This is a genomic window from Massilia sp. 2TAF26 (assembly GCF_052115005.1).
Taxonomy (GTDB): Bacteria; Pseudomonadota; Gammaproteobacteria; order Burkholderiales; family Burkholderiaceae_D; genus Telluria.
In genome coordinates this window covers 1-17,454 of the sequence record NZ_JBFRFV010000051.1, presented here as the reverse complement: position 1 = coordinate 17,454, position 17,454 = coordinate 1, and the positions used below count along the sequence as shown (strand labels likewise).

Here is a 17,454-nt window from a genome sequence, read left to right as displayed (position 1 = left end):
CGACCAGAGCCGCGGCAAGGCCTACGGCAACTACGACATCGTCGGCAACAAAGTGCACAACGTCGGCGGCGGTTGCGGCTATATCCAGGGTATCTACCATTCGTCGTCGGGCCGGATCGTCAACAACGTCGTGTATGCGACCAGCCAGGGCATCAACATGGGGCATGACGCCCACAACATCCTCGTCATGCGCAACACCTTGTTCGGCAACTCCGGCTACGGCGTCTATTTCGGCGGCTGCAAGGAAGCCTATAACAATGGTTGCCCGACCCGAGGCATCGCCATCAACAACAACATCATCTACGCGAACGCCGGCGGCATCCAGGGCCCGATCGCGTCCGAAGACGTCGGCAACAGCGTGGCCAACAACCGGGTGTACGGTAACCGCAACAACTTCGACCTGGCCAGCCCAAGCCATGCGCCCAAAGAGCGACAGCACCAGCGCCGTGATCCCTAAGTACTTACCCATAAATATTTATTTCTGGCCAAGTACTTAGTTCATGCATGACAGGCCGGTGGCAGTCGTTCAAGCAGAACTGCGAGGTATCGTGCGACTCGCCCTTGGACTGACTTCAAGTTCCTCTGCGAACTAAATGCGATTCATCACGGCAAGGTCTCAGCAGTGTTGCGAAAACCCATACGAAATGATGTGGTGACGTTTGATCTAAACCAAACTCAAATAGGGAACTAGTTCTACTCTGACCCCTCAGGTGCGAATTTAGTAGCTCGTCTGAGAGGCAGCATGAAGATCTGGCACAAACAATTCCTTGAGAAAACTCAATCTAGCTTACTGAGGCTGGCTTTGTCCGCCACGATCGACATCGACATCGACATCGACATCGCTTGCCGTTCCTTGCTGTCGATTCCGTTCGCCGAAATGCTCCGCATGCAAGAACCGGGCGACGAGCAGCCTCATCTGCTAATGCCGCGCAATCTGGCCAAGTTTCTGGCCCATCCCCGTGACACGCTGCGACCACGGGACCATCGCAACCAGCAGATTGCGGTCCCGATGGCCCTGCGCAAAATCCTTGAACCGCACTGGCGGTCTGCAGCAGGCTGGCAACCACGGGCGGCGCATTCTGCGCAAGGCAAGCGAGATCACGCTGACAAGCCGGGACCGCAAACCGAGCCTTCTTATTCCAGGCTCATCAACCTCTGCGGTCTTTGTCACCAACCGGCAATGATGCGGTAAGGTCATTCGTGCAGGAGCAAGATAATGAGCACCGTAAGAGAACATCGTGCCTTGATCCAAGTTAATCCCCGTTCGCCGATACTCGGCGAGCCCTTCGATGCCGCGGCCGAAGGGGCACAGTGGGAATCCCCTTTCGACCTCAAGAGTGGGTTGTCCGCTCTGTACAGCGGCCGCTGGCTGATCGTCTGGATCACCGCCATCGTTACTTTGTCGGCAATGTTATATACCTTGACCATCAAGCCGGTGTTCGAGGCAGACATGACACTATACGTCGAGGAGGAGAGTCCGAACGCGTCGAAGAACATGCTGAGCGAAGCGTCTTCGCTTTTCGAGACCAAGAAGGCGCCAATTGCCGAGATGGAGTTGCTGCGCTCGCGCATGGTCGTCTCACGTGCTGTCGACAACCTGAAGCTCTATATCGACGTCGAGCCAAAGTACTTCCCGCTCGTGGGCGCCTGGATTGCAAACAAGCTGGGCAATGACCTGTCGAATCCCGGCCTGTTCGGCTACGGCGGCTATGTCTGGGGCAAGGAGAAGGCCGACGTGTCGCTGTTCGAGGTGCCGGAAGCCTGGCACGGCCGCCAGTTCACGCTCACGGCGCTTGACGGCCAACGCTACCGATTTTCCGGCGGCGGCCAACGCACCGTGTTCGACGGTACGGTCGGCCAGCGGTATCAAGTGCCCACTCCCCAGGGCATGATCGAATTGAAGGTGGACCGCATGTCCGCCAGGCCGGGAGCGATGTTCGTGCTGCGTCGCACGTCGCTTCTGTCGACGACCGCGGCCATCCAGAACGCACTCGTGGTCGCCGAGCACGGCAAGCAATCCGGGGTCATCGAAGTGAAGCTGCAGGGCGATAGTGCGCGGCGAACCTATCTCGTGCTGAGCGAGATCGGCCGCGAATACATGCGCCAGAACCTGGCACGCAAGGCCGAGGCAGCAGAAAAGTCGCTGGCTTTCCTGAATGAGCAACTGCCCATCCTGAAGAACCAGCTGGAGCAGGCGGAAGACCGCTATACCCGCTTCCGCAACGCACACAGTACGGTGGACCTCAACGAAGAAGCGCGCGTGAACCTGGCGCAAGTCGCAGCAGCGCGCGCGCGCCGTACCGACCTGATACAAAAGAAAGCCGAACTGTTGGCGCGCCTCACCGAGAATCACCCCCAGGTCGAGGCGATCGACCTCCAGCGCAAGGAAGTCGACGCCGAGCTCGCGAGAGCCGAGGCCCGCATCAAGGGCATGCCCGTCCTGGAGCAGGACGAGGCCAGGCTGACACGCGAGATCAAGGTCAACACCGAACTCTACGTCGCATTGTCGAACAGCGCTCAGCAGCTACGTCTGGCCACGGTCGGGCAGGTCAGCAACGTGCGGATGGTGGACATGCCCATCCCGCCCGAACAGCCGATCAAGCCGAACCGTCCTCTCATCGTGGCCCTGGCTGCCGTCACCGGTTTATTCCTTGGGAGCGTGGCGGCCTTCGCGCGCAAGGCGATCAAGGGTGGGATCGATGACGAGCAAAAGATCGAACGCATGCTGCGTGCACGCGCTGTTTATGCACTGATTCCGCATAGTAACAACCAGGACAAACTGATGCACAAGGCACAGGGCGGCGGCAGCGTATCGCCGATACTGGCGACGGTCATGCCCGAGGATCCGGCCGTCGAAAGCCTGCGCAGTTTCCGCGCCGCCCTGCTGTTTTCGCTGCCTCATTTCAAGAATAATATTGTGATGTTCACCGGGCCCACGCATGGCGTCGGCAAATCCTTCGTCACCGCCAATCTTGCCGCGGTGATCGCGGCGAGCGGCAGGAGCGTGCTGCTGGTCGATACCGACATGCGCAGCGGCAACCTGTGCAATTACCTGGGTGTGAACCGCGAACGGGGACTGTCATCCGCGATTCTCGGGAAGGCAAGCATCGATGAAGTCATCCACCATGGACTGGTCGACAAGCTCGATTTCATTCCGACCGGTGAGCTCCCGCCGAACGATCCCGAGTTCCTGCTCCACCCTAATTTCGGACACCTGCTGAAGCAAGCCAGCAGCCGATACGACCTGGTTCTGCTCGATTCGCCTCCACTGCTGGCAGGTGCCGATGCGCTGATCATCGGGGCACAGGCTGGTGCGGTGTTCATGGTCGCGCGTTTCAGCCGCACCAAAGAAAGCGAAATCAACGAGTCGATCAATCATTTGAATCGCGCTGGTATTCCGCTCGAAGGCGTGCTGCTGAACGACATGGCGCCGCGTTTGGGCACTTATGGTTCCTATCCGCGTTCAGCGGCAATTTAGGCATTGATTCGATGGCTTCCGGGCATGGGGATTGTGTTCGGAAGTGTATTGGCGGTCGATTCGACGATCGGCCGTTCATGTCGAGACGCGTCCGCCGGCAGAAAGGGTGGGGAGAATGGGTTTATCCATGTTAAATACCGTCAGAGCTTTTCTTGGCGCCGAATTCAACCGGAATGTACTGACGCTGATGACCGGCACGGGACTGGCACAGCTCATACCACTCGCGGTCATGCCGGTGCTGGCGCGCATTTATACGCCAGAGCAGTTCGGCGTGCTCGCGCTGTTTGTCGCAGTCGTATCGCCGCTTTCGGTAATGTCGACCGGCCGCTATGAATTGGCGATCATGCTGCCGCGGAAAGACGGGGATGCCACCAACCTCGCGGCCTTGTCGGTGGTGATCAGTCTGCTTGTGAGTGCCGTCCTGTTTGCGTGCATGTGCGCGTTCAATCGGCCGATTGCCAGTGCACTGGGAAACCAGGCGATGTCGACCTGGCTGTATCTGGTACCGCTTGCGGTCCTGTTGAACGGTATCTATACGAATCTCAATTACTGGAGCAACCGGCACAAACTGTACTTCATGATGGCGCACCGGCGCGTGCTGCATAGCGGCGGAACGGCGACGGTGCAGCTCGGCCTTGGACTGATGCGTGCCGGCGCCGGTGGACTGGTAATCGGTCTTATTTCCGGGCAGACGCTGGCGATAGGATTGATGGCGAACATGATGCGCCGCCATAGCCCGCGTTATTGGCGCGCCATCGATGCCGGGAGAATGTGGGCGTTGGCGAAACGTTACAAGAGCTGCCCGCAGCTTCTGGTTCCGGCACATGCGCTGGGAGCGCTTTCGATACAACTGCCGGCGATTTTCATCAACATGACGTTCGGCTTGTCTGCTGCAGGATTTTTCATGCTTGCGGAAAGGGTGGTCGCGCTGCCTCTTTCGCTGATATCCACCTCGGTCGGTGACGTTTTTCGACAGGAAATCGCCGAGCGCTTCCATGCGGGCGAGAATTGCCGGAGCCAATTCCTGTCCACGCTGAGGAAATTGACGGCGATTGCGACGCCGCCGTTCCTGGTCTTGCTGTTTTGCGCTCCCGCACTGTTTGCGATCGTATTCGGAGAACGGTGGCGTATAGCCGGGGAATACGCGCAACTCATGTGCCCGATGTTCTACCTGCGCTTCATCAGTAACCCCCTGAGCCTGGTGGCAATCGTTGCGCAGCGAAACCGTTTTGAATTCCTGTGGCAGGTCGGCCTATTGGTCTTTCTCGTGCTCGCGGCGGGCTCGCACTATGTCGTCCCGCTCGATGAAAAAACCTATGTGGCCGCCTTCGTGGCCATCTACTGCACATTCGACCTCGTGAACCTCGTTGCCAGTTACAGGTTCGCGTGCGCCGGCGATTCGCGGCATCGGGCAGTCGGCCGGGTTGAACAGCTGCAATGACTAATGAACTTTCCATGACCGGAGCGAGCAATGGATGCAATCGTGAGAAATTTCGTCGACACGCAAGCGGAAAGCCCACCGAGCCGCGCCGGTGCGCTATCCCGCAAAACCGAGTATCGCAGGCTATGTGAAAAGGAGTCGTCGATCCCGATATTTTCCACCGACTGGTGGCTCGATGCCGCGGTGGGGCCGGCCAATTGGGACGTGGTGCTGGTCAAGAGGAACGAACAGATCATCGGTGCAATGCCGTTTGCCATCGTCCGCCGCGTCGGCATGGAGGTCATCCAGCAACCGCCCCTGACGCCAATGCTTGGTCCATGGATACCGAAGATAGGAATGAGCACCAGGACCAGGCTTAACAATGAACAAAAGATCATGCATGCACTGATCGAGCAGTTGCCACGTTTCGACCATTTCAGGCAGACCTGGAACAAGAACTTGTCGAACTGGCTGCCGTTTTACTGGAATGGCTTTAGCCAGACCACGGAATACACCTATGTGATCCCCGCCCTGCATGACCTGCGCGACCTCTGGAAACAGTTCGAGGGCTCGCGACGAAAGCACTGCAAGCAAGCAATTGATCGCTACAACTTACATATTCGCAGCGACCTGCCGTTGGACGCTTTCCTGGCCCTGCATAAAATGACGCTCGCCAATCGAGGCATTTCGCAGTCATTTTCCGACGATTGCCTGCGCCGGATCGATGCTGCCTGTGTCGAGCACAACTGCCGCAGGATCAATATCGCCGTCGACGAGACAGGAAGGCATGTGGCCGGCACATACACGGTCTGGGACAGCCATTGCGCATATGCGTTAATAAAAGGATCCGATCCCAAGCTGTGGCACACGGGCGCACCGAGTTTCTGCCAATGGGAAACTATAAAGTTCTGCGCGACGGTGGCGCCGAAATACGATTTTCTCGGAAACATGAATCCGTCCATCGAGCCTTATGTACGCAGCTTCGCAACCGAACAGACGCCCATATTCACGATCAGCAAAACACCATCGCGGCTGTTGCGTTTGCGACAGGGCCTGAGGTCGGCCTTGGCAAGCGGACACTGAACCGTTTTTAGTTTCTGGAGGGTGCATGACAACTGCAGCGACCAAGGAAGCACTATTAGAGGTGGAGCAGTCACAACTGACCGAGGAGGCACAGCCGCGGGAGAGTGCAGGCTCGCCCAAGGACGAGTATCGCGCATTCTGCCAGCAGGAAGCTTCATTGCACATGTTCGCCCGTGACTGGTGGCTGGACGCGGCGGTCGGACCCGAGGGATGGGATGTCGCGCTCGTGAAGAAGAACGGGGTGGTTGTCGCTGCCATGCCCTATGTGCTGCGCCGGCGGCTGGGCATGCAGATCTTCACCCAGCCGGCGTTGACACCGATCCTTGGACCCTGGCTCCACCAGCTCGAAGGCAAGCCGTCGGTTCAATTCAGCAACGAAAGAGAACTCATGCAGGCGCTGATCGATCAATTGCCGCCTTTCGATCACTTCGCGCAAACCTGGGATTCCCGCCTCTGGAACTGGCAGCCTTTTTTCTGGAATGGCTTCAGGCAAACGACATACTATTCTTTCATCCTGCCTGACTTGTCCGACAGGGAAAAACTATGGACGGGACTGGACGGCAAAGTGCGTCGCTTGCTCAGCAAGCTGGAAAGGGAAAATCGTTTACAGGTGCGCGATGACTTGCCTATCGACGTACTTCTCGAGCTGAACCACAAAACGTTTGAACGCCAAGGACTGGCGTCATCGTTTGCAGACGAACTGGCCTACAGGCTGGATGCCGCATGCCAAAAACGCGGCTGCTGCAAGGTGATCATTGTGATGGATGAGGCTGGCGTACCGCACGCCGGTTACTACTTCGTCTGGGATCAGCACAGTGCCTACGGCTTGATTGCAGGGATGGATCCGGCCTACCGCCAGAGCGGCGCGAACAGCCTCTGCCTGTGGGCGACCATCCTGCACGCGGCCGGCGTCACTCGCGAGTACAACTTTTGCGGTTCGATGATCGAACCGGTCGCAGCCTTCATGCGCTCGTTTGGAGGTACGCCCACGCCGTATTTTCACATCAGCAAAACGCCGTCGCGCCTCCTCATGGTTCGCCAGACCATGCTGTCACTCATCGGGAAAAAATAATGTTGCACCTTGCTCTCCCTGCAAGCTGGATCCCCGAGCGCCGCTGGATTGCGGACGTCGTCCTCGGTCAATTTCTGGGGCTGGAGTACACGCTCACATTCAACCCTGGGGAGACGGTGCGCATGAGCTCAGCGGGCAAGACACTGGACTTGTCGGATGCCTTCTTCGCGGCCGGCATGAAGGGCGCGGACATCCCTCGATACTGGGACCTTGCCGAGAGCGGCCTCGAGGTCCGGTTATCCGAGCCGAACATTCCCATCCTGTTCGGCGAGCCCGGCGTCACATTCGATGGCGTACGTGCGAGCTTGATGCTCGACGTGTTCGGATCGGCATTCTTCATGCTTGCGCGCCAGGAGGAGTTGACAAGCAGCACGCGCGACCGGCATGACCGCTTCCCGGCCGCCGCGTCGCTGGCCGCACGCCTCGATTTCCTGTGCCGCCCGGTCGTCGACGAGTACGTGGAAATCCTGTGGGCGACGATGTCGCGCTTGTGGCCCGGACTCGAACGCAAACGGCGTGTGGCGCGCACGCTGGTCAGCTGCGACGTCGACTTGCCCTTCGATCCCGCCTGCGCATCGATGTTCCGCCTTGGGAAGAGACTGTTGGGGCACGCATACCGGCAACGTTCGCTCGGCGCGCTGATCCCCACCCTAGACAATTACTGGGAGGTGAGGCGCGGCAACCAGACGCGCGATCCTTACTGGCATGCGCTGTCCTGGATCATGGATGTCAACGAAAAGGCCGGCAACCAGGTTACCTTCAATTTCATTCCCGCCCCGACCGACAGCAGCATGGATCTGGCCCCCAGCCTCGACGATCCCCGTATGCGAGGACTGCTGAGGATGGTCCATGCGCGCGGACACCTGGTCGGTATCCATCCAGGCTATAACACCTACCGCCACCCGACCGTGTTCGCCCACTCCGTCGCAACCCTGCGCCGCGCGATGGAGCAGGAAGGCATCGTCCAGGAAGAACTGGGCGGACGCCAGCACTACCTGCGCTGGGACGTGGCAGAGACTGCCCGCTTGTGGGACCAGAACGCGTTGGCCTACGACAGCACCTTGTCCTACCCGACCGTCGCCGGTTTTCGTACCGGAACCTGTCAAGAATACACAATGTATGACCTCGCCGAGCGCCGGCCACTCGGACTGAAGCAACGGCCGCTGGTGGTCATGGAAAATTCGGTCATCGACGAGGAAAACATGGGGCTGGGGCACGGAGCTCGTGCGCTCGCCGCCATGGAGCACTACAAGCAGGTCTGCCGCCGCTTCGATGGCAATTTCACCCTGCTCTGGCACAACTCGTCCTTGTCGGACGAGGCCGACAGGGCGATGTATTGCGAGCTGATCAACTAGCGGGGATCCCATGGATGCCACATACGCCCTCGCAGCCAGGACCAGCGCGGTCAACCCTTCCGGAGCGGAGCAGGTCGCCTTTCTGCTCCTTTTTCCCGGCTTCTTTTTCTACCAGACGCTGATCGGCATGGGGGTCATGCGGGCTTTTCTGGGCGGGTATTTCGCAATCGTGTCCATCGTGCTGGCAGGGCCGCTTGCCTATGCCTACTTGCGTGCGGTAAAGGCCGCCAGGTACCGGATAGCGCCGACCGACGTGCAATTCGGCTTTTTCCTGGCCTACTTCCTGGTGATTGTCGTGATCAACGCCGCCTTCGGTGCCGACACCATCATCGTGCAGACCCACGTGCTGTCGATTCTCTATTTCATCAACATCTACCTCATCTTCAAGAACGTCGATTTTTCCAACCGGAAGACGGCGATGTTGATGCTGGTTTCCTTGTTGATCATGTCCGCGACCATCTTCGTGTTTTCGACGGACGGCAGTTTCCAGCCCGGAGAGCTTGGCGACCCCACCAACCCGGAAAGCGTGGCGACCTACCAGGGATTCGCCCGCTCCTACGTACTGACCTTCGTCGCGGTCATCTGTTTTGTCCGGCTGCTCGTGGCACGCCTGGCACTTTACTGCATGGCGGTTGCGGCTCTGTTCCTGAACGGTTCGCGTAGCGAATTGGTCGCCGTCCTGTTCGTGCTGCCGCTTGTCGAGCTGTATCGGGCGAAAAACTGGCTACACGTCCTTTGCATCCTGGTGCTGGGTGTTGCCCTGTTCAGTATCAGTCCACAGACGTTGATGGAAAACGCGCCCGACAGCCGGGTGTGGGAATTGTTCGATCTGTCCCACTCCGACTCCGCGAATGCCAGGCATGACCTCACGCGGCACGCTCTGTCGACGATCGCAAACCACCCCTTGCTGGGCGATTACGCCAGCTATCCCCCGGGCGGGTACTCGCACAACATCCTGTCGGCCTGGGTCGACCTCGGCTTTTTCGGCTTCGCCTACCTGTTGCTGATGCTGGCGCTTACCACGTTCAGGCTGTTCGTCCGCGGCTGGCTGGGCCGAACCCGGTCCGGCCAATGCCTGCTGGCCTGGAACCTGATCTGCATGTCGCTGTTCCTGCTGATGACAGCCAAGACCTTCGATGACATGCTCGCCGGCGCTGCGATGGGCGCCTACGCGAACTATTGCAACAGGACACGGCAAGCGCAGGTGCCGGATAAACGAAAAGGAAACGGACCATGATCAATATTCATCTGTATCCGTCAGCATTCCTGAACGAGAGCCGGATCTTGCGCGAGGCTGGCTCGCTGTCGCAGCTGGCGCTTTTCGACCGGATCGACCTCGTGGGTGTGGGAGAGGAGGGCTTGGCGCCCGTCGAGAAGCTGCAGGACGGCATTTGCATCGTGCGCCCTGGTCAACGCAAAGGCAGCGGTCTGGTGGGCAAGCTGGCACGCACCGCCAGTTGGAGCCGTGCGGTCTACCATCTTTACCGCAAGGAAGAACTCGGATGCGTGAACTGCCACAGCGTCGCAACCTTGCCGCTCGGGGTCATGCTCAAGCGCAAGACAAAGGCCAAGCTCGTGTATGACGCCCATGAGCTCGAGACGGAAACCAATAACTTGTCCGGCATGCGCAAGTTGCTGACCAGGCAGGTCGAGCGCAGGCTGATCGGGCACGCAGACCATTGCATTTTCGTGGGAAGTGCGATCGAGCAGTGGTATGTCCGCGAGTATGGGCTGCACAACACGACGGTGTTGTACAACTGTCCGTCGCGCCGCCAGGTAAAACCATCGGACCATTTCCGTACCGTGTTTTCGATCGAGCCCGGCACGCCAATCTTTCTGTACCAGGGGTATATCGGCGAAGGCCGGGGAATACGCATCCTGGTCGAGGCATTTTCCGCACTGGCCGGGCGCGCGGCGCTGGTCGTGATGGGCTACGGACCCTTGGCCGACTGGGTCGCCAAAGAAGCGCAACACCTTCCAGGCATCCATTACCACCCGGCGGTGGCGCCGGAACGGCTGCTCGATTACACCGCTGCAGCCGACTTCGGATTGTCCGTGATCGAACCCACGTCGCTCAGCTATGAATACTGCATGCCCAACAAGTTGTTCGAGTACGTGATGGCAGGCAAACCGGTATTGGTTTCACCCACCAGGGAGCAAAGTGAATTCGTGCGCAGGCATGCGATCGGCGAAGTGGCGAGCGGCATCTCGCCGGCGGCGATCCGCGAAGGCGTCTTGTCCTTGCTGGGGCGCGACCCGCATGCCTTGCAGGCAGCGCTGACGCGAACCGCCGGCGAATTTTGCTGGGAAGGACAGGAGAAGACGCTCGAAGCACTCTATCTCGATACGCTCGGCTTGCGTTCTTTTCAAGGCACGGCGAAACAGCCATGGGAGGCGAAGCATGATCTCTGTCATTGATTACGGCGTCTGCAACCTGGGCTCGATGCTCAACATGCTGCGCAAGGTCGGCGCGCAGGCACAGCTGGCATCGACCGCCAGCGACATCGACCGGGCCGAGAAGATCATCCTGCCTGGCGTAGGCGCGTTCGACAACGGCATCGCCGCGCTCACCGAGCGCGGCCTCGTGGAACCGCTGCGCCGGAAGGCCCTGCGCGACAAGGTGCCTTTGCTGGGCGTTTGCCTGGGCATGCAGATGCTGGGCAGGCGCAGCGAGGAAGGCAGGCTTGATGGGCTGGGCCTGCTCGACGCCGAAGCGCAGCGCTTCCGCTTCAGCGCCGACAGCGGCTTCAAGGTGCCTCATATGGGCTGGAGTCCGCTATTGCCGCGGCGCGATAGCGCGTTGTTGCGTGCGCTGGAGATCCGGTCCCGATTCTATTTCTGCCACTCGTATCACCTGGTTTGCCGCGACGGCGCCGATGTGCTGGCCGGGGCCGGTTACGGCGGCGAATTCGTAGCGATGGTCCAACGCGACAATGTATATGGGGTTCAGTTTCACCCGGAAAAGAGCCATCGCTTCGGTATGGAATTGCTGCATAACTTTACGGAGATGTGATGTTGCACGCTCGAGTGATTCCCTGCCTGCTGATGCGAAACCGCGGGCTGGTAAAGACGGTGAAGTTCAAGAACCCCCGCTACATCGGCGACCCGGTGAATGCGGTACGCATCTTTAACGAGAAGGAAGTCGATGAACTGGTCTTCCTCGACATCGGTATCGCCGGCGGACGCGGCGCTCCCGATTTCGAACTCCTGGCCGACATCGCGAGCGAAGCCTTCATGCCGTTCGCCTATGGCGGCGGGATCACCAGTATCGACCACATCAAGCGCCTCTACGCGCTCGGGGTCGAAAAGGTGGTGCTCAACACTGCCGCCGCCGACCAGCCGCAGCTGGTCGAGGAAGCGGCTGCGCTGGCTGGCCGCTCGGGGGTGATCGTGTCGATCGACGTACGCCGCAACTGGATGGGCAAGTACACGGTCTGCGTGGCCGGCGGCACACGCGACCTGAAGCGCGAGCCGGTCGAGTACGCGCGCGCGATGGAAGGGCTTGGCGCCGGAGAGATCCTGCTGAATGCGATCGACCGCGACGGCACGATGGAAGGCTACGACCTGGAACTGGTGGGACGGCTCTGCAAAGCGGTGTCGATTCCGGTGGTGGCCGCCGGCGGCGCGGCCGGCTTGCCCGATCTCCGTGCGGGGGCGGGCGCCGGCGCGTCCGGGCTGGCGGCCGGCAGCATGTTCGTTTTCCATGGGAAGCACAATGCCGTGCTTATCACGTATCCCGAGTATGAAGAACTCGAAAGGCTATTCAAATGACGTCCCTTACGCAAAACCTCACCTACCCGACCACTTCCGGGCAGACTTATCGGGCCTGTACCCGCTGCATCATGGATACCGTGGCCGATCGCAGCATCACGTTCGACGAACAGGGCCTGTGCTGCCACTGCCTCCGCTATGACGGACTGGTCAATGCGCGCCGGCTGCGCGGCATTCGCGGACGCGAGGCCTTGCGTACCCTGGTCGAGCGCATCAGTGCCGCCGGACGGGGACGTGAGTATGACTGCATCATCGGCGTCAGCGGCGGGGTCGACAGTACCTACGTGGCCTGGCTGGTCAAGCAGCAGGGCCTGCGTCCGCTTGCCGTGCACTTCGACAATGGCTGGAATTCCGAACTCGCGACAAAGAACATTGAACGCGTGTTGCGCAACATCGGCATCGATCTGCACACCCATGTCGTCGACTGGGAAGAGTTCCGCGACCTGCAGCGCGCCTTCCTCGAGGCCTCGACGCCGGATGGGGAGATCCCGACCGATCACGCGATCGGTGCCTTGTTGTGGAAAGAAGCGGCGGCTCGCGGCATCAAGTACATCATCTCGGGGATGAATTTCGCCACCGAATCGATCAGCGTCCCCGACTGGTCTTACGGACATTCCGACTGGCGCTATATCAGGGACGTGCACCGCCGTTTCGGCAGCGTCAAGCTGACGACCTATCCGCACTTCAGCTTGCCGTACCTCATCTACGTCAACGTCCTGCGCGGCATTCGCATCGTCTCCATTCTCAATTACGTCGACTACGACAAGGGGGAGGCGATGGAATTGCTGCGCAACCAGCTGGGTTGGAAGGATTACGGCGGCAAGCACCATGAATCGATCTACACGCGCTTCTACCAAGGCTATGTCCTGCCACGCAAGTTTGGCGTCGACAAGCGATATGGCCACTTGTCCGACCTGATCAATGCCGGGCAGATCACCCGGGCGCAGGCGCTGGCCGAGATGCAGAAGCCCCCTTACGCCGAAGAGCTGCAGCAGCAGGATCTGGCTTACGTCGTGAAAAAACTGCGCCTGTCGCACGAGCAGTTCGAGCACATCATGCGCACACCGATCAAGTCGTTCCGGGACTACCGCAACCTCTACGAGCCCGTGCAATGGTTGCGTAATGGCGTCAACCGATTGCGCAAGCACCAGCTCTATCCGCGCTAGCCCTTCAATTCGTCACTCAGCCTGGAGGACCGGATGGACATCCTGCTGATCAATCACTATGCCGGCTCTCCCCGGCATGGCATGGAATACCGCCCTTACTATCTGGCGCGCGAGTGGGTGCGCGCCGGGCACCGGGTCCGCATCATGGCGTCGGATAATTCACACATCCGCACCCATCAACCGGATCTGGCCGGAGCGCCGCGCCTGGACGAAACCATCGACGGCATCGAATACAGCTGGCTGCGGACGCCAGCCTACCGGGGCAACGGCATTGGCCGTGTCAGGAACATGGCCTCCTTCGTCATGAATCTGTATCGCGACGCCAGCCGGCTGGCACGCGATTTCCGGCCGGATGTGGTCATCGCTTCCAGTACCTATCCGATGGACATCTGGCCGGCACACCGCATTGCGCGGCTCGCTGGTGCCAGGCTACTGTTCGAAGTGCACGACTTATGGCCTCTTTCGCCGATGGAACTGGGCGGGATGTCGAAATGGCACCCCTTCATCATGCTCGTGCAGCAAGCTGAAGACTTCGCATATCGCAACGCCGACAGCGTCGTATCGATCCTGCCCAAGGTGCGCGAGTACATGGAATCGCGCGGATTGGCGCCGGACAAGCTGCATCTCGTGACCAACGGCATCGATCCGGCCGAGTGGCATGACACGGTGTGTGAGCTGCCGGAGGAGGCCGGCAACTTGCTGGCAAGACTACGCGCCCAGGGCATGGCCGTTGTCGGCTATGCGGGCAACCACGGCGTCTCGAACGCCCTGGACAACCTGCTCGATGCGGCCCGGCTGGTGCGTGGCGAGCCCATTGCGTTCGTGCTGGTCGGTTCAGGACCGGAAAAGACGCGCCTGCAGCAGCGTGCCGCTCTCGAAAACCTCAGCAATATCTGGTTCCTCGAACCGGTTTCCAAACGTGCCATTCCATCGTTGTTGCGATCCTTCGACATTGCTTACATCGGCTGGCATCGCCAGCCTTTGTATCGTTTCGGCATCGCACCGAACAAGCTGATGGATTACATGATGGCGGCTCGCCCGGTGCTGCATGCGGTGGCGGCCGGCAACGACCCGGTCAGCGAAGCCGGCTGCGGACTGACCGTCGAGCCGGAAAGCCCGCAGGCCGTCGTCGAGGGCATAAGCAGGCTACTGGCCCTGGACGCCAACGAACGGCGGGCGATGGGGCAGCGCGGCAAGGCCTTCGTGCTCGAGAATCTGACCTACCCGGTGCTGGGGAAGCGCTTCCTGGCCGCCTGTGGCATGCCATGAATCGGCGAAACATGACCATGACCACCTTCGATTTCTTCTGGAAGCGATTGTTCGACATCGTCTTCTCCATCATTGGGCTGGCGTTCCTGCTGCCATTGATCGCCGTATGCTGGACCGTCGCCGCGCTCGAGACCAGAAGCAACGGTTTCTTCGTTCATGAGAGGGTGGGACGGCGGGGAAAACGGATACGTGTCTGCAAGATAAAGACGATGCGGCCATCCAGTGCGGCGCGCAGCCCGATCACCGCGCAGAACCTGGCCGCCATCACCAGGTCGGGGAGGCTGTTTCGCAAATATAAGCTCGACGAGTTGCCGCAGCTATTCAATGTGCTGATGGGGAGCATGAGCTTTGTCGGCCCACGGCCCGACGTCGCCGGTTACGCCGACCGGATCGAGGGGCAGGACCGCGTGATTTTGCTGTTACGTCCCGGGATCACCGGCCCGGCCTCGATCAAGTACAAGGACGAGGAAACATTGTTGTCGACGGCCGAGGATCCCGTCTGGTTCAACGACCACGTGATCTGGCCGGACAAGGTGAGGATCAACAGGGAGTATTTCGTTAACTACTCGCTGCTGCGCGACCTCGTATACATCTTCAAGACCATCTTGGGTTGATGCCATGTTAAACACGAAATTTTCCCCCTGGCCGAGCTTTACCGATGAAGAGGCGGCAAAGGTCGCAAATGTCATCCTGTCGAACAGGGTCAATTACTGGACGGGCGAGGAATGCCGCGCGTTCGAAAGGGAGTTTGCCGACTGGGCCACGACCTCGCACGCAGTGGCGCTGGCGAACGGTACCCTGGCGCTGGACGTGGCGCTCAAGGCGATCGGCATCCGGCCGGGCGACGAAGTGGTCGTCACGCCACGCACTTTTTTTGCATCGGCCTCCTGCATCGTCACCGCCGGCGCTACGCCTGTATTCGCCGATGTCGACCGTGACAGCCAGAACATCAGTGCTGCAACGATCGCGCCGGTGCTGACGCATCGCACGAAGGCGATCATCTGCGTGCACCTGGCTGGCTGGCCATGCGACATGGACCCGATCATGGCGCTGGCCAAGGAACATGGACTCTACGTGATCGAGGACTGTGCACAAGCACATGGCGCGCGCTACAAGGGACGCATGGTCGGCAGTATCGGGCACGTCGGTGCATGGTCTTTTTGCCAGGACAAGATCATTACCACCGGCGGCGAAGGCGGCATGGTGACGACCAACGACGAGCGGCTGTGGTCGATCATGTGGTCGTTCAAGGACCACGGCAAATCGTGGCAGGCCGTGTACGTGCGCGAGCACCCGCCGGGATTCCGCTGGGTACACGAGTCGTTCGGGACCAATTGGCGCATGATGGAAATGCAAGCCGCGATCGGCCGCATCCAGTTACGCAGGATGCAAGGCTGGAGCGCACGACGGCGTGCCAATGCACAGCGGCTCGACACCGTATGCAGGGATTTCGCCGCTGTCAGGGTCCCGGTCGTGCCCGCGGAGGTCGACCATGCTTACTACAGGTTCTATGCGTTCGTGGAGCCTGACCATTTGCGGGAAGGATGGACACGGGATCGCATCGTGGACGAAATCCAGGCGGCGGGCGTGCCCTGCCTGGTGGGGACTTGCCCCGAGGTGTATATGGAACAGGCCTTCGCCGACACCGGGATGCGGCCGCGTGCGAGGCTGGAGGTGGCGCGGGAGTTAGGAGAGACCAGTATCGCCTTCCTGGTCCATCCTACCCTGACGGAGGAGGAAATGGCCAGGACATGCGAGGTTCTCAGGGACGTACTCGACAGGGCAAGCCTGCGATCTTATCGTTATCGCAATAGGCCGGCCTGGCGGCCGGCCCTGGTACTGCGTTAGTTGAGGTTGGTTTCGTATGCGCCCAGGTCGATCTTTGCGCCGCGGCGGACGCCATTGATATCGGTGGTGGGAGCGTAGTTGGTCAAGCCCTTGCTGATCGCAGGGGACGTGGTCTTCAGGCGATAGTCGCCACCACCGGTGCCGATGTAATTCACGAACTGCGGATCGGCGCTGATGATGCCGGTCTTGGTCGAGGCGCTCGGGCTGGCCAGGTCGAAGTTGTTGCGGTTACCGTACACCAGGTTGTTGGCCACGCTGTTGCCGACGTCTTCGGACGTGATCGGGCCCTGGATGCCGCCGGCGTTCGCGTAGATGATGTTGTTGTTGATGATGATGCCGCGGGTCGGGCAACCATTGTTATAGGCTTCCTTGCAGCCGCCGAAATAGACGCCGTAGCCGGAGTTGCCGAACAAGGTGTTGTTCATGACGAGGATGTTGTGGTCGTCATGGCCCATGTTGATGCCCTGGCTGGTCGCGTACACGACGTTGTTGACGATCCGGCCCGACGACGAATGGTAGATACCCTGGATATAGCCGCAACCGCCGCCGACGTTGTGCACYTTGTTGCCGACGATGTCGTAGTTGCCGTAGGCCTTGCCGCGGCTCTGGTCGACGACGATGCCGGCGCCGCCGCGAYTGTCGCAGCCGGAAGCGGTGGCGACGTCATGGACCCAGCTGTTCGAGACCGACGAGTTACCGCCGTTCATATAGATACCGGCACGCACGGTGGTGCTGCCCTTGCCGTTGATCTGGAAGCCGTCGATATCGGTGTAGCCGCCCTTGACGGTCCACATCGTGTAGGCGCTGCTGGCCGGCACGAGGATGGCGCCGTACTTGGTATCGGACACGAAGCGGATCCGTGCGCTCGCGGTGCCGTTGACGGACGAGGTGATGGTTTCGGAATAGGTGCCCGGTGCGACGTGAACCGTGTCGCCCGGCAGGGCCAGGTTGGAGGCGCGCTGGATGGTGCGCAACGGAGCGGTGCTGGACGT

At 60.2% G+C, this 17,454-nt stretch carries 15 protein-coding genes and 1 pseudogene; 15 read left to right on the top strand and 1 reads right to left on the bottom strand.

Annotated elements, in window-relative coordinates; all coding sequences use genetic code 11:
• The 15 genes and pseudogenes from AB4Z32_RS26975 to AB4Z32_RS26905 all read left to right on the top strand — a co-directional run.
• A pseudogene (locus AB4Z32_RS26975) lies at positions 1–457 on the top strand (hypothetical protein); the annotation flags it as partial.
• A gap of 285 nt (positions 458–742) precedes the next feature.
• Positions 743–1,192, top strand: a complete 450-nt coding sequence (locus AB4Z32_RS26970) for a hypothetical protein (protein ID WP_442124901.1) — start codon at positions 743–745, stop codon at positions 1,190–1,192.
• Positions 1,193–1,216: 24 nt separating this feature from the next.
• On the top strand, positions 1,217–3,478 hold the full coding sequence (locus AB4Z32_RS26965; RefSeq protein WP_442124900.1) for a polysaccharide biosynthesis tyrosine autokinase: 2,262 nt from the start codon (positions 1,217–1,219) through the stop codon (positions 3,476–3,478).
• A gap of 127 nt (positions 3,479–3,605) precedes the next feature.
• Entirely contained in the window at positions 3,606–4,919 is a 1,314-nt protein-coding gene (locus AB4Z32_RS26960) for a lipopolysaccharide biosynthesis protein (protein WP_442124899.1), read from the top strand.
• A 30-nt stretch (positions 4,920–4,949) separates the two neighbouring features.
• Positions 4,950–5,981 carry a GNAT family N-acetyltransferase gene (locus AB4Z32_RS26955; RefSeq protein ID WP_442124898.1) on the top strand — a complete coding sequence of 344 codons (1,032 nt, stop codon included), beginning with the start codon at positions 4,950–4,952 and terminating at the stop codon, positions 5,979–5,981.
• Positions 5,982–6,006: 25 nt separating this feature from the next.
• Entirely contained in the window at positions 6,007–7,053 is a 1,047-nt protein-coding gene (locus AB4Z32_RS26950; RefSeq protein ID WP_442124897.1) for a GNAT family N-acetyltransferase, read from the top strand.
• Positions 7,053–8,408 carry a polysaccharide deacetylase family protein gene (locus AB4Z32_RS26945; RefSeq protein WP_442124896.1) on the top strand — a complete coding sequence of 452 codons (1,356 nt, stop codon included), beginning with the start codon at positions 7,053–7,055 and terminating at the stop codon, positions 8,406–8,408. Before AB4Z32_RS26950 ends, AB4Z32_RS26945 begins: the two co-directional genes overlap by 1 nt.
• Positions 8,409–8,418: 10 nt before the next feature.
• Positions 8,419–9,645, top strand: coding sequence for an O-antigen ligase family protein (locus AB4Z32_RS26940; RefSeq protein WP_442124895.1), 1,227 nt, complete (start codon positions 8,419–8,421; stop codon positions 9,643–9,645).
• The gene (locus AB4Z32_RS26935; RefSeq protein ID WP_442124894.1) at positions 9,642–10,826 is read left to right on the top strand and encodes a glycosyltransferase; all 1,185 of its coding nucleotides are present in this window, start codon (positions 9,642–9,644) and stop codon (positions 10,824–10,826) included. Before AB4Z32_RS26940 ends, AB4Z32_RS26935 begins: the two co-directional genes overlap by 4 nt.
• Positions 10,810–11,421, top strand: coding sequence for an imidazole glycerol phosphate synthase subunit HisH (hisH, locus tag AB4Z32_RS26930; RefSeq protein ID WP_442124893.1), 612 nt, complete (start codon positions 10,810–10,812; stop codon positions 11,419–11,421). The genes AB4Z32_RS26935 and hisH overlap by 17 nt, the downstream gene beginning before the upstream one ends.
• Complete coding sequence (locus tag AB4Z32_RS26925; protein WP_442124892.1) at positions 11,421–12,179, top strand: AglZ/HisF2 family acetamidino modification protein; 759 nt, start codon at positions 11,421–11,423, stop codon at positions 12,177–12,179. Before hisH ends, AB4Z32_RS26925 begins: the two co-directional genes overlap by 1 nt.
• Positions 12,176–13,345 carry an N-acetyl sugar amidotransferase gene (locus AB4Z32_RS26920; protein WP_442124891.1) on the top strand — a complete coding sequence of 390 codons (1,170 nt, stop codon included), beginning with the start codon at positions 12,176–12,178 and terminating at the stop codon, positions 13,343–13,345. Before AB4Z32_RS26925 ends, AB4Z32_RS26920 begins: the two co-directional genes overlap by 4 nt.
• A gap of 33 nt (positions 13,346–13,378) precedes the next feature.
• Positions 13,379–14,614, top strand: a complete 1,236-nt coding sequence (locus tag AB4Z32_RS26915; protein WP_442124890.1) for a glycosyltransferase family 4 protein — start codon at positions 13,379–13,381, stop codon at positions 14,612–14,614.
• 11 nt (positions 14,615–14,625) lie between these two features.
• Positions 14,626–15,228, top strand: coding sequence for a sugar transferase (locus AB4Z32_RS26910; RefSeq protein ID WP_442124889.1), 603 nt, complete (start codon positions 14,626–14,628; stop codon positions 15,226–15,228).
• Between the two features lie 4 nt (positions 15,229–15,232).
• A complete protein-coding gene (locus AB4Z32_RS26905; protein ID WP_442124888.1) occupies positions 15,233–16,462 on the top strand; it encodes a DegT/DnrJ/EryC1/StrS family aminotransferase in 1,230 nt (409 codons plus the stop codon).
• On the opposite strand, the gene AB4Z32_RS26900 is transcribed toward AB4Z32_RS26905, so the two are convergent.
• On the bottom strand, positions 16,459–17,454 hold a 996-nt coding region (locus tag AB4Z32_RS26900), incomplete at its 5' end, for a choice-of-anchor Q domain-containing protein (protein ID WP_442124887.1). The genes AB4Z32_RS26905 and AB4Z32_RS26900 overlap by 4 nt on opposite strands.

Bases quoted from the DNA above. Each gene is read 5' to 3' on its own strand.
- AB4Z32_RS26970 (WP_442124901.1), top strand. From the start codon at position 743: ATGAAGATCTGGCACAAACAATTCCTTGAGAAAACTCAATCTAGCTTA.
- AB4Z32_RS26965 (WP_442124900.1), top strand. From the start codon at position 1,217: ATGAGCACCGTAAGAGAACATCGTGCCTTGATCCAAGTTAATCCCCGT.
- AB4Z32_RS26960 (WP_442124899.1), top strand. From the start codon at position 3,606: ATGTTAAATACCGTCAGAGCTTTTCTTGGCGCCGAATTCAACCGGAAT.
- AB4Z32_RS26955 (WP_442124898.1), top strand. From the start codon at position 4,950: ATGGATGCAATCGTGAGAAATTTCGTCGACACGCAAGCGGAAAGCCCA.
- AB4Z32_RS26950 (WP_442124897.1), top strand. From the start codon at position 6,007: ATGACAACTGCAGCGACCAAGGAAGCACTATTAGAGGTGGAGCAGTCA.
- AB4Z32_RS26945 (WP_442124896.1), top strand. From the start codon at position 7,053: ATGTTGCACCTTGCTCTCCCTGCAAGCTGGATCCCCGAGCGCCGCTGG.
- AB4Z32_RS26940 (WP_442124895.1), top strand. From the start codon at position 8,419: ATGGATGCCACATACGCCCTCGCAGCCAGGACCAGCGCGGTCAACCCT.
- AB4Z32_RS26935 (WP_442124894.1), top strand. From the start codon at position 9,642: ATGATCAATATTCATCTGTATCCGTCAGCATTCCTGAACGAGAGCCGG.
- hisH (WP_442124893.1), top strand. From the start codon at position 10,810: ATGATCTCTGTCATTGATTACGGCGTCTGCAACCTGGGCTCGATGCTC.
- AB4Z32_RS26925 (WP_442124892.1), top strand. From the start codon at position 11,421: ATGTTGCACGCTCGAGTGATTCCCTGCCTGCTGATGCGAAACCGCGGG.
- AB4Z32_RS26920 (WP_442124891.1), top strand. From the start codon at position 12,176: ATGACGTCCCTTACGCAAAACCTCACCTACCCGACCACTTCCGGGCAG.
- AB4Z32_RS26915 (WP_442124890.1), top strand. From the start codon at position 13,379: ATGGACATCCTGCTGATCAATCACTATGCCGGCTCTCCCCGGCATGGC.
- AB4Z32_RS26910 (WP_442124889.1), top strand. From the start codon at position 14,626: ATGACCATGACCACCTTCGATTTCTTCTGGAAGCGATTGTTCGACATC.
- AB4Z32_RS26905 (WP_442124888.1), top strand. From the start codon at position 15,233: ATGTTAAACACGAAATTTTCCCCCTGGCCGAGCTTTACCGATGAAGAG.